Genomic DNA, 12,898 nt, shown 5'->3' on the forward strand with positions numbered 1-12,898 from the left:
CTTAGAATTTTTAATAAGAACATGGAATTAGAACAAACACATATAGACGAAATTAGAACTGCTTTTCAAAACATGCAGACTAAAGAGGATTTACTTAGTTTAATGAACTCTGTAAAACCACTACTTTATGGTGAAAAGTCAGTTCCATTTGAGTTAAAACAACTTACCTATTATGCTAATCCAAATCTGGGTAAAACTCGTTACACAGAATTTAAAATAAAAAAGAAATCTGGTGGGAATCGTTCTATACATGCACCTGTAAATGGTTTGAAATCAATTCAAAAAACATTGGCATTGATTTTACAATGTGTTTTTGTGCCTCACAAAGCAGCTATGGGATTTGTAAAAGAGAAATCTATAGTCGATAATGCTAAAATTCATATCGGTAACCGATATGTTTATAATATCGATTTAAAAGACTTCTTTCAAAGTGTTGATCAAGCAAGAGTATGGAAATGTATGCAATTGAAACCTTTTAATTTAAACGATTTAAACTTGCATAAAAATAATTTTGTTTTACCTGATGACTTAAAGATCAGTAATTTGCATACTGTTGAAAAATCTAAAAATGGACTGTTTATTGGCTATAATCTAATTGGAGAAAGGTTTATTTCACGTGAATTCATATTAGAGAATAATGCATATGTTATTGGTAAAAAAGTTTTTGATAAGAATTACTATAGTGTTAAACATATGTTTTTGAATCAAGAAAATGCCGTTACTGAATACGTAAACATGATTAGAAATGGTGGTGGGCGACAAAAAATTAATAATATAATTTCAAACATCTGCTGCACAAAAATGATAGTAGAGCGCAAAGATGAAAATGGAATTTGGCACAAAGTATCGAGAAATGTACTTCCTCAAGGAGCACCTACATCACCAATATTAACTAACGTTGTTTGTCAGCGACTAGATTATTTACTTACAGCTGTTGCTAAACGCTTTGGCTTAAAATATAGCCGTTATGCTGATGATATCACATTTAGTTCTTTGCACAACGTATTTCAGAAAGAGAGTGATTTCTTAACAGAATTGGAACGTGTTATTTTAGATCAAGGTTTTACCATTAAAGCAAGTAAAACCCGTTTACAGGTAGATGGTATGCGTAAAGAAGTAACAGGACTAGTTGTTAACGACAATGTGAATGTAAAAAAACGATATATTAAGCAATTAAGAATGTGGTTAAATTACTGGGAAACATATGGTTATTATAAAGCTGAGGTGATTTTTAAAAAAGATTATTTTAAAGATAAAGGGCATGTTAAAACAGGGCAACCTAGTTTAAGAAATGTAATAGACGGTAAGCTTAATTATCTCCAAATGGTTAAAGGAGCTAAAGACAGCACTTACCTTAAACTGAAAAATCGGTTTGAAAAGCTAAATGAGAATACTGAGGTTAATATGATACTTCAAATCTGGGAGGATCAAGGTATTGAAAATGCTATAGCTGCTTTTGACGTTTCCAAAAAAAATAGTAAAAAAAGAATTCAAATAAACACCGATTTCGATCAGTCGGACTATAAAGTGATTATTAATTTATAATAGTATGGGGATTTCTAAATCTGACTTTGTAAAAAATTTATTGAAAGACAAGTCGATAAACTCGCAACAACGCGAAAAGGTGTTCGATCTTGTGGCCCGTGATTTCGTGAATTCTGATGTAGAATTAAAAAGAATTTCAGAAGAAATAAAAGGGATAAAGGAAAATGTCAATTTAATAAAGAGTATTGAGGAAATTGAGAGTGGTTTGAGTGAATTAAAAAATAAACAAAATACACCGATCAAGCTCATTGGAAAACAGGGAAATGTACCCGAGCCTAACCCCAAACATGTTGCGGACTTTATGTCATTATTTAATCAACGTGATGGGCTTAAATACCTTACTCACGATTATGATGAAAACTCGGAGTTTGATATTGATACGTTTCTTATTAATGCGCATAAGGTTTTTAACAAGGGAACTAAAAAATTAAACATCCCTCAAAGTTTATGGCGTATTGTAAAACAATTTGCTTTCGATAGTAAGCAAACAGAGTGGACTTCAATATCTAAAGATTATAAAAAATCTATGCCCAATAATATCGGTTGGGCAACAAAAGAATTACGAGACTGGTCAAAGCAGAATCATTTACATCCTATTCGCAATGAAGAATACAAAAAAATCATAAACGACTTCAAAAGGATTACAAGAATTGAGTCTTCCAATCTAGAAAAATTAATTGATGCTACTCTCGAAAGTATCTTTGAAAATGAGATAGAAAATTTTGAAATAATAAAAACAGATTTATCAAAAGCAGACTTTTATTCCCATGTAGGGTTTTTAAAAACAGCTTTCGAAACTATTTTTGAAGAAATAAAAAAGCATTCGGATTCACCAGAAAAAAAGAAAATTACAATCAAATACGAAAGGTCTATTTCAGATGAAGGTTATTATTTGAGAAAAGTTGTGATAACACATCATAATTCCTTTCCGGACAAAGAGCTAGAGCTATATCTGAAAGAATGGCAAGGAAAGGGAAATATGGGGAAAATTATAGCAAAGCTTAAAGGGTACTGCCATTGGTCTGTTGAAACGATGATTGATGATAACCCCACCAAAGTTAATATATTAAAAGAAAAGGAAACTCCAGAGTACGAAATTATCAAATGTAAAACTGAAGAGTTGCCGAAAGGGTTTACACATATCTTAACCTTTTATTATAAATAAGAAATGATATACTTAATAGACGATAATCAAAATAATCAGCGATTTATCTGCTACAATATCAATTTTGTAGAAGATGGTGATTTTGACGGATATCTGAGATCAATAGAAAAAATTGAAATAGGAAAGAGCTTTTCCGACACTTCACATTTGGATTTCTTAAAAACAGCAGACTGTATTCTTTTACATACTACAACTGAAGATTATGACAAGGATAAAGGTTTCCTATCCGGTTCAAAAACTAATGTTTTAAAAATAAAGGAATTGATATCTAAGGAGGGTGAGCAAATTCCTCTAGTGTTATTTAGTAATTCAATGGGTGAGGCTGAATTTGATTTTGAAAGCAACTTCAATTATATCAGTTCTATTAAGAAGAACTTACTTTATGAACGCCTTTTTGATTTTTTAGATCACTATAAAAATACAGGAAGCGTTGAATTGAGGATAATTGCTTTGGGAAAGAATTTTGCAAGTAAAGAAATATCAAAACTTGCTATTGAAATACTTAATTCTGATGAATTGAAAGAGAATTCAGATTATTTAAAATTATCAGATTTGTCAAAAATCATAAATAGTTTTAAATCCTTTGTTGAACTGTCTTTTCCAAAAAATGATATTGACGAAATTTTGAATGAGATAGAAGATAATCCGATGAAAATTCAGGATTTCAAAAAGAAAATAAATCAAGCAACGGAAAGTTATATTAAATATGGAAAGAACATACATTCTTGGGAATAATAAATTCATGGAAGAATTGGGCGGAACTTTTATAGAAATCCCTAATTTAATTAATGAAGCTGAAATCCATAATTGGGTTATAGAATTATTTCGTGTTAATGAAATAAATAAAGTTGTAGTTGAAATTGGTGAAAACCCATTGCTTTCTCTTCAAATTGGCTATCATATTCGTTTAAGTATTGAAAATATTAGAAATGGAACTCTTGTTCCGATTTTGTATATCAGTAAACTGTCATTAAACTCTATAATGCTTCAAACGGAAATATACAGTCAAATACTTGTCACAAAAGGAGTTTTCTTTTCCGAATATGATTTGCAATCAAATAAAATGGAAATTGAAAATTTGAATGGTTTAAATGAAAGAGAATACTTAATTAAGTTTTTGAAAGTCATTCACATTCAACCTGATGAGACTGTTGGTCGCCATTCTTTAGCAAATATTTGGGGAGCTTATGCAATGGATAAAGCGTCTAATGCGAATGCCTTATCAGACGAGCTTGAGTTTAAGAAAAAACTCTATTTTAAATATGTAGCAGCATTTAATAATATTGATAAGTTAAAGCCTTCTCTACAAAATGTTATAGAGGATAATAAAAAACCTATAAAGTTTAATTTTAAAATTTCAGGGAATATTAATAAGCCTAAAAGGATTTTACTAATAGATGATGAAGCCTCAAAGGGTTGGGGAACTGTTTTAAGAAAAGTGTTTAAAACTTCTCCGGCCGAAGACTTTGTAGTTATAAATGAAAAGGTAAAAGATTTTGAATCATTTTCCGAAGCAAGTAAACGCATTATTGAATCAGAAAAGTTTGATTTATACCTTGTGGATTTAAGATTAAACGGCTTAGATGAAGATGAAAATTTAAAAACAGAAGATTTCTCTGGAATGAAAGTTTTGAAAAAAATTAAATCACTTAACAAAGGGAATCAGGTTATTGTTTTCACTGCTTCAAATAAAGTATGGAATTTAAAAGCTTTATTGGATGCCGGAGCAGACGACTACTATATGAAAGAATCTCCAGAATATAATTTTTCAAATGCAATCTCTAAACAAAACTATAAAGATTTCAAAGAGAATGTAGATAAATGCTTTGAAAGAAGTTATTTAAGAGAAATATTTACTGAATGGAAAAACACTCAAAGTAAAAACACTAATACAGATAGACGTTTTATTGCTGAATCGGACACTGCTTTAGATATAGCATGGGAACAAATAAAGGAGAACTATTTGGATTTTGGATTTTTAACCTTGTTTCAATCTATTGAAAATATTGCAAACAAACTTTACATAATAGATGATTATAATGACAGTTTAGAAGGAGAGACTACAATTGATAAAACAGACAGTGCAAAACACGAATGGTTAATGACTTTTGTAAAGGATAAACAAAATGGAGATTACTTCTCCCCAGGTAAACTTAATCAGGAAAGTCAAAGAAAACCAACAACTATATACAAAGTTTCGTGCTTATTTAAAATCAAATACAAAAAAGATGAGGCTTTTCTAAAAAAAATCGGAAAATTGAACAAGCTAAGAAACGATATAGCCCATGGAGGTACAAAAAATTCTGCAACAAAAGAAGATTTGATGAAAATTCTAAGTATTCTTGGAGAAATTAGAAGTAGATAACAATACACATTCGATGCTCAACACAGCTAAATAAGGGGCTTTAAACTGGCAGACTTGAATAATTATTAGAATGCAAATTGGTTGCACACATCCATTCTAAGTTTGTACCATAAAAAATGACTATGGAAATAACAGGTGAAATAAAAAAGATAAATGAAACACAAACTTTTGGAAGTAACGAGTTTCAAAAACGGGAATTGGTAATAACCACTAAAGATCAATACCCACAAATATTATTAGTTGAATTTGTGCAGGATAAATGTAGCTTATTAAATAATTACAACATTGGTGATGAGGTTACTGTTTCCATAAACATAAGAGGTAAGGAATGGCTAAATCCAGAGGGTAAAGTTAAATATTTCAATACATTTCAAGGTTGGAAAATCAATAAAACAACTACTAAAACAACAACAAGTATACCTCCAATGCCTCCGTTCGGGAGTGACGAGGATACAGATTTACCATTTTGACAGAATTATAAAATAAATTTGTAAGAACAAGAATTATGAAATTGTCAAAAATATTAACCGAATTAGGGTTGACTTTTAGAGATATAATAATGTATGAGCCCTACGTTGGCTCTAGATTTGTTTCTAAAGGTCAAGATATTAGTGATGAACTTGCGGAGAAAATAGTAACGGTTTATCATACTCCAGAAATTCAGGTAGTAATCAAGAGAAATCGAAAAGAACGACCTCTTTTACCCGTTATACGTGATTATAAAAATGGTTATGTTGTAAATAATTCTTATAAGTTAATTGCAACCGTAAAATGGTACTATAACAAAGCTAAAAATGGCGAATATGGTTTTGTTGAAAATAATGATTTAGGGGACATATTTTTTAGAAAGGATGATTTTAAAGGTTCTGACCCTATGTTGCTTAAGGAGGGTGACAAAGTAATTATATTAATTGACAAAAAATCCGTTGAATATGATAGTAAGATAAGAGCAAATAAGGCATATCCAATTTTAATGGAAAATGACCTTAAATTTTTACTATTGAATTTATATGAATTACAAAATGATAGATTTTTAGAGCATATCCTATCAAAAGCTATCAATTTCCTTACAGAAGTAACAGAGCAAGAAAAAAATCAATTTATTGATATAATTGAAAATCTAGTAACAAACACTAAAGCATCAATTCAAAGTAGCACCTTCTTATACAGGTTTATCCAAAAAAATTCAATTATTGAAACTCAAAAATTTGAAAAATTTATTATTAATAATTGTAATAGTAATTTAGTGTTTGGATTATGGGCAACTAATATATTACAAGAATACCCAAAGGAAATAATACAAACTAATCTACTAAAACTTATTGAGAATCAAAATTCTAACGTAGACGAATTGTTAAGAAAAATTTCGCCTATTGAGCAACTAAGCATTCTTCAATCACATTTTAATTCTCTCATAGAAAAAGACAATTTAGACAAACTTTCTTATTCATTTAACCTAAGTAATGAATTAGAAATAAAACTAGATACAAGTCAGTTAAGTGACAATCAAAAATACTTCCTTTGGAATGAGGGTTTAATAAAAGAGTGCCCTTTACCTTTTATTTTAAAAAATGTATTTGAACTTACTCAAAATTCCAAGACCAAGATATTGGAATTATTACATAAACTATCCGATCCAGATAAAAAACTAGTATTAGAATTATTGTACAATGATTTCCTTATGGAAGGGAATAAAGACAATATTGATATGTTAGAGATTTTTTTAAAATTAGGTAAAGAGTTCAAAATTGATTTAAATAAGGACCTTCTAAGTGAAGATCAAAAATTCATCTTATGGTATAATGGAGTAATTAATGAATTTTCAATTAAAATTGTATTAAAAAAATTACAAGAATTAGAGAAACTTGGTTTTAATTCAAATCACGATAATTATCAGTCATCTAAAGTAGAAGCTAAAAATATCGTTAAAAAAATATCAGATAGCGACTTAAAAAATTTAATTGCAGCCTATTATTTTGATAAAAACGTAATTAATGATTACAAAACAATTGATTCATTAACCTTTATTATTGATTTTGTTGAGTCTGAAGAACTCAAATCTGAATTAATCAATACAGTTTTTAGTAAATCAAGCGATTATTGTAAGCTATTGCTATTTGTTGAAGATTATACAGATTCTATAATTTATGATGACGTTGTCTTATATACAGGATTACTATCAAGTGAACTGCAGAAAATATTTTTAAAAAAAATCATCAAATTAATTGATGAAAATAAGATTGATTTAAACCTACAAGATTTAAATAGGATTTTAACAATTGATTATGAAACGAGTGAACTTGCAAAAGAAATTGATGGAGTAGGTTTAGATTTTACGTTAAGTATTATTTTAAAAGTGATTACCGATTTAAAAAATGGTGAAATAACTCAAAGAAATACAATATTTGAATTAGTTGCAAACCAAATTAAAAATCCTAAGGACTTATTAGTAATAAGTGGCTTTTTTGATAAATGTGATGGTAGAACAACAATTGAGCAAGATTCTAAAATAGAAAATGGCGAAGAGTTAATTACTTACAAAACAAAACCTACAGATTACAAAGCAAGATTTTCAACTTTTTGCGATGGTAGAAAATCTGTTATTAAAGGAACAAGTAACTCAATTGCATGTAAGAAGTCCGGTTTAGAATTTTGGTGGTGTGAAAACAGTCAATGTTATGATGTTTGCAGAAAACCTCATAATTCAAAAGATTGGAAAGATTATAGCTTGGGAGATATTCTAAGGGTTTTAGAAATACCATTTGATAATCATCAGTATGAGATTTTATTAAATGTAATCAATAGAGTTAATCGATTTCTTGAACACCTTACTTGCAGGTCTTGTAACACTATTCTTAGACCTAAAGGAAAGTCAAGCTATGCTTTTTATGGTGTTTCAATGTTTCACTGTAATAATTCTGAATGCCAAGATGAGCATAAAGACATTTATTTATCACACTGTTTGAATGGACAATGCTATGATATAATTGATAGCAGAGATACTGTTAAATGTAAAACTGAAGGTTTTGATGATGACTGTGGATGGTATATTTGTAAAAATTGTCATTCTTGTTGTAGTTCAGAAAAATTAAAAGCACGCAAAAGAGGACGTGAAATGAATGGTTTAGATTACAGCTGTCACACTGAAGGCCATAAAGATAGAGGCGTAATTTGTTGTACTTCTTGTGGAGACGAAATGAAAAGTAATAAAATCAACACATCATTATATAAACAACAATTAAATTGGTTTATTGAGCATAAAGCGACTCATCCAAATATTTTAAATAGTGGTCAAAGACCCAATGGGAATAAATGGTGGTTTATTTGGTGTCAAGGAAATTTTTCTTTTGAAAAGTATAGAAATTCGTTGATTAGCCTAAGAAAAAACGGGTTTAACATTCCGGATATTAAAGATGAAAGTAAAACAAGCCAATTAGTAGCAGAACCATTTGTTGATATTGAAAGACGGGAAGTTAATTTGTTTACTTGTACTAACTGCGACAATGAAGTTGACCTATCTGATAAAGAGACTTATGATTATGGAAGAATAAATGCAATAAAAAAATATCATTTAAATATTTTTCCAACCTTTGGTATTAAGTAATTTTAATCATTCCATATTAGTTACTTCCATTTTTCAGAAATTGAGTTCAATATGAATTTTGATAAAGTTGTTTTTGGAGCATCTAAAGATGAGGAAAAAAAAGCAAAGGTAATTTCTATTATTCATGCAGTGGATAAAAATGATGGAATATCTTAATGTTTAAATTATGCAACTCTACTGCACAGGTCATTCCTATTTTCGTCTTATCAATTAAATCAATTGTAAAAGAATTTTTAAATGACAAAAAAAGAAGCCATCATAAAGTACATCACCGAAATGAATACCGATATGTTATCTCTAATATTAGATGACAATAAATCATATATGGATGTGTCTAAAGAGGTTTTTGTAAATAAGCTTGGTGAAGTTTTTAACAACCTTAAAGGTTTTGGATATTCTAAATTTTCTAAGGTTGTTAACGGTCATTGTGGGGGAGATTGCAACAATGGTTGTGAAGGCTATACCTTTCTTACAGAGGATAAGCGGGCTCTCGATTTAATTTTTGAAGAAGAAGTTAATGAAATAAGAGATTTATATGCCTGTTCAATTTTCAACAATGATGAAATGATTGAGGATAAGAGTAAGATCTCAATACATTTTTATGAGGATGAAAAATTAAATTACCAGCCTACCAAAAAACAGTTGTCTTTGCAAGGTGAAATTGATAATGTGCTTAAAGAATTTAAACAGTTTAAAAATGATGTTACAGATATTGATACTTTTTGTAAATGGACTAGCGAAGTTAAGGAGCTTTATGATAATGTAGACATTCTCGACAGAATGCGAAGTAGGTTTGTGGAACCTCTTTTTAATTTATCGTGTAAAAACTCTTGTATCCAAAAATTAGTGAAATTACACCCCTTTGCAACACAAGCAATGAAAGAGTTTGATGAAATAAATGTATTAAATGAAGGAGAGCTAATAGATTGGATTTTAAAATATGAAGAGAATGAACTGGATTACGGGGATTATGTAAAAGTAGATAATTGGGAACAAAACAATTTAATTCTTCATGCTCTAGATAATTCTGTGGTTATTGATTGTTTTGGTTATTCAGAGTCACTAATATTTTCAGAAGTCCACCCTAAACATTATTGGGAGTTGTTTGAAAAATATAAAATAACAGAAGAACAATTTGAAATAGCTAAAGAAGAATTTGGTGTGAAAGCATTTGATTTAAGGACGTTCTTGAAAGTTCGTAAGCTTTAAGTATCAATAAAAGTTAGGTGTTTTTTACTACAGTATTTTGATGTGTATTGGTTTTACCATAAGTTAATACTACCTGTTCCTATACATTGGAAACAAATTCCGTTCATATAGTAGTTATATTCTGAAAGCACTCCTGAACCTGAGCATTTAGCGCAATTTTCAGCATGATACTGGAATTCACCTTTTTCATTATACACAGGGATTTTGTTTTTTAAATGTTCTTCTTTATGACAGCTTGCACATAGTGTTGTTAAAGCTTCATTGTCATATTCCCAAGCCATTTTTCCTGAGTTATAATATTTATGATGAACATTCAAGTCATACATCTCTTTAATATGAGTACTCTTATCAAAACAAATGTATCTTGATTTTAAAGGTTCAAAAGAATTTTTTGGTTCTATCCATTGTGAAGCATAATTTAATTCAGTAATGTCTGGAACCTGTTTTACTTTGCCAATAAAATGGCAAATATTCATGAAGTTGTTTTTGATAATAAATATTCCTTTTGATGGCTTGTCAGTTTTACCAACAGAAAATTTTTTAGCTTTTAATTGGTTATAATCATTTACACCAAATTTACTTGACAATCCTAACAATTCATTTCTCTCAATTCCACATTCAGTGCAACAAGAATTATCTCTTGAAATAATTTCCTCTCGCTTAACTTTCCATTCTGGAGTACTTAATTGCTCATTATAATTCATAATTGTTTTTCAAACTTAAGTACTACGTTGTTGTATGGTTTGTTACGTGGTTTAAGCAACTAATTTAGTAAATAATTACTGACCAAGAAAGTCCGTGAGGACTTTCGTAAGTAGGCGATAAGCCAGCAATAAATTATATACGGTGTTGCCAGTAGTTATATTGGTTTTTTAAGTTCATTGAAAATTTCCGAAGTTTGTAATGCTTTATTCAGTGTGTTCTTAATTCCAAAATCATCAATTTTTTCAAGCCCTTTTCTTATAATTTTAACTTCTTTGGAATTAAAAATTAAATGACTTTTAGAAACTGGATTTAATTTAAAATCTTCGAATACATACCAATATCTATTTGCCTTACCATAAAGCTTTTGATCTGTCAATTTCTCATATTTATTCATCAATAAAAGCTTAATATCATTTTCAGCATTTTCAAATACATTTTGATATAGCTCGTCGTGTATTTCACTGAACTCAAGTTCCATAAATTCAATAACTTCTTTAGGATATTCAAAGGTTAGTCCAGAACTAACACCTTCTTTTTCATTAATAATTAGATAAAAAGATTTGTAAGTGTTTTCAAATTTAGCAACATCAATAAATAACCAATAACGTGTTTGGTCAGGTGTTAAATGTCCCCAAAAATTTGAATGTTTTACATTTTTCGAGAAATATCCATTAATTCTTTGAACTCTTTCTTCAAGAGTTTCGTGAAAAATTGATATTATTTTTGATAATTCTTGACCATCAAAATTTTTCTTTAATTCATCCCAAATTAAAGCTTGTGATTCTTCATCGCTTTTGTTTTTAAAAATATTGTCAGTTACATGTCCAACAATATTTTTTTGATTATCAAAATACAGTTCAATTATAGGTGATTGTAATACTTCATAATCATTAAAAACTTTTGTAATTCTATCTATTAAGTCCATTTTGATTCTCCTGTTTTTATTATAAAATCTACTGCTTTGAATATTTCCGATTGATAATTTGAAAGATATTTATTTACATCAGTAAATTTACTCTTTACATTTTTATGAGCAATTATTCTTTTCATCCTTTTTTCGGATGTATATCTTAAATTATTATTCCAAATTTGATTAGCTTTTTTTACGATAATTGTCATTTTTTGTTTCTCATTAACATTAAGTTTTTGTGAAATCAATGATTTTAGATAAAGCTTTTCGAGGTTATGTTTCGAGTCAAATTCGTATGTGTATTTTACGATATAAGCTCTAAACATACATTCTATTGAAACACCAGCACAATAACTTGCAAATATTATAGAATTAGGATTTTTCAACAAATGATTTAAATCTTTTTGTCGAGATAAGGATGCTGAATAATAATCTGCAGGTGTGAATTTATGTGTCATTTTCTTATTACTGGCAACGACCTGCTAAACGCAGTTCGGCTTTGAAAACGAAGATACAAAAAGTGGATGATAATGAAGCGTTAAGTTGGGCGGTAGCTCAATAGCCATTATCTATCTCGCTTATGGGTTTTTTTTTGAAAAATTTTATAAGTGAGCCACTTTATTGCATCGGGAGTTTGAGAAGTCGGATCAAATTGCTTTTAGCTACTGTTATGACACGTTAAAGGCTTGAGCCTGTCAGCAGGAGCTGTTTCAAATAAATAAGTGCTTTAGCAATTTGGTTTAGCAGGTCGTTAGGTCACATTTCACTTGTGTGGAGAGAGTGCGCAGCACGTAGCAACACAAGTCAGCTTCAGCTGAATGTGACCTAACGGTCTCGGCTATGAGTAGTTGCGTGGTTTAGCACATATCTTTGCAAGTACACACCAAGTTGGAAATTCCGCAGGAATTTCCAAAGTAGGCGAGAACAAGCAATTACTTATAGCCATTGTTGTGCAACGTTTTATTTTTAATTATTTCTTTCAAGATAATCAATGTCAATTTCTGTCTGTTTTACGAAATCCAAAAATTCCTGAGTTATTCTTACTCTATTCATACTACCATTCCATTCAGCTTTATTTTTAGTTAAAGCGTCCACAGAATATGATAAGAGATTTTTTAATTCGATTTTTCCATTCAAATTCGGTCGAAAAACAATAATAAATGCTTCATTAATTTTGCGACATAGAAATTCAATCTGATTCAGCTCAAGAGAACTTTTTTCAACCATTATGAATTCCATTGCACTTTGAGTATCCAATTCCAATTCGGCAAAATAATGGTCAATTAGTGCTTTAACATTGGTTTCGTTTTTCGGATAAATATTCAGCTTCTTTTTTGGTATCATTTTTTTTAATTCAATATTTTATGTTGTCGATCTCAAATGTCTTGTCCTGAA

At 29.4% G+C, this 12,898-nt stretch carries 11 protein-coding genes; 7 read left to right on the forward strand and 4 right to left on the reverse strand.

The window, feature by feature from the left end; translation table 11 throughout:
• The first annotated feature begins 21 nt into the window (after positions 1 to 21).
• The 7 genes from RH81_RS16550 to RH81_RS11190 all read left to right on the forward strand — a co-directional run bounded on the left by RH81_RS16550 (position 22) and on the right by RH81_RS11190 (position 9,888).
• A complete protein-coding gene (locus tag RH81_RS16550; protein ID WP_052172535.1) occupies positions 22 to 1,545 on the forward strand; it encodes a reverse transcriptase domain-containing protein in 1,524 nt (507 codons plus the stop codon).
• Positions 1,546 to 1,549: 4 nt separating this feature from the next.
• Complete coding sequence (locus tag RH81_RS11165; RefSeq protein WP_033960408.1) at positions 1,550 to 2,710, forward strand: hypothetical protein; 1,161 nt, start codon at positions 1,550 to 1,552, stop codon at positions 2,708 to 2,710.
• A gap of 3 nt (positions 2,711 to 2,713) precedes the next feature.
• Positions 2,714 to 3,445, forward strand: a complete 732-nt coding sequence (locus tag RH81_RS11170; RefSeq protein ID WP_033960409.1) for a hypothetical protein — start codon at positions 2,714 to 2,716, stop codon at positions 3,443 to 3,445.
• Entirely contained in the window at positions 3,417 to 5,075 is a 1,659-nt protein-coding gene (locus tag RH81_RS11175) for a response regulator (protein WP_033960411.1), read from the forward strand. The genes RH81_RS11170 and RH81_RS11175 overlap by 29 nt, the downstream gene beginning before the upstream one ends.
• A gap of 122 nt (positions 5,076 to 5,197) precedes the next feature.
• Entirely contained in the window at positions 5,198 to 5,545 is a 348-nt protein-coding gene (locus RH81_RS11180; RefSeq protein WP_033960412.1) for a DUF3127 domain-containing protein, read from the forward strand.
• Between the two features lie 35 nt (positions 5,546 to 5,580).
• Complete coding sequence (locus tag RH81_RS11185; protein WP_033960413.1) at positions 5,581 to 8,679, forward strand: cold-shock protein; 3,099 nt, start codon at positions 5,581 to 5,583, stop codon at positions 8,677 to 8,679.
• A 237-nt stretch (positions 8,680 to 8,916) separates the two neighbouring features.
• The gene (locus RH81_RS11190; RefSeq protein WP_033960414.1) at positions 8,917 to 9,888 is read left to right on the forward strand and encodes a hypothetical protein; all 972 of its coding nucleotides are present in this window, start codon (positions 8,917 to 8,919) and stop codon (positions 9,886 to 9,888) included.
• 53 nt (positions 9,889 to 9,941) lie between these two features.
• Here RH81_RS11190 and RH81_RS11195 read toward each other — a convergent pair whose 3' ends face one another.
• The 4 genes from RH81_RS11195 to RH81_RS17030 all read right to left on the reverse strand — a co-directional run bounded on the left by RH81_RS11195 (position 9,942) and on the right by RH81_RS17030 (position 12,847).
• Complete coding sequence (locus tag RH81_RS11195; RefSeq protein WP_033960415.1) at positions 9,942 to 10,592, reverse strand: hypothetical protein; 651 nt, start codon at positions 10,590 to 10,592, stop codon at positions 9,942 to 9,944.
• 155 nt (positions 10,593 to 10,747) lie between these two features.
• The gene (locus RH81_RS11200; RefSeq protein WP_033960416.1) at positions 10,748 to 11,518 is read right to left on the reverse strand and encodes a hypothetical protein; all 771 of its coding nucleotides are present in this window, start codon (positions 11,516 to 11,518) and stop codon (positions 10,748 to 10,750) included.
• Positions 11,509 to 11,961 (reverse strand): hypothetical protein, encoded by a 453-nt coding sequence (locus RH81_RS11205; RefSeq protein WP_033960417.1) that lies wholly within the window; start codon positions 11,959 to 11,961, stop codon positions 11,509 to 11,511. Before RH81_RS11205 ends, RH81_RS11200 begins: the two co-directional genes overlap by 10 nt.
• 508 nt (positions 11,962 to 12,469) lie before the next feature.
• Positions 12,470 to 12,847: a hypothetical protein gene (locus tag RH81_RS17030; RefSeq protein WP_033960418.1), complete on the reverse strand. Its 378-nt coding sequence runs from the start codon at positions 12,845 to 12,847 to the stop codon at positions 12,470 to 12,472.
• Positions 12,848 to 12,898 lie beyond the last annotated feature (51 nt).

The organism is Psychroserpens jangbogonensis, assembly GCF_000797465.1.
Taxonomy (GTDB): domain Bacteria; phylum Bacteroidota; class Bacteroidia; order Flavobacteriales; family Flavobacteriaceae; genus Psychroserpens; species Psychroserpens jangbogonensis.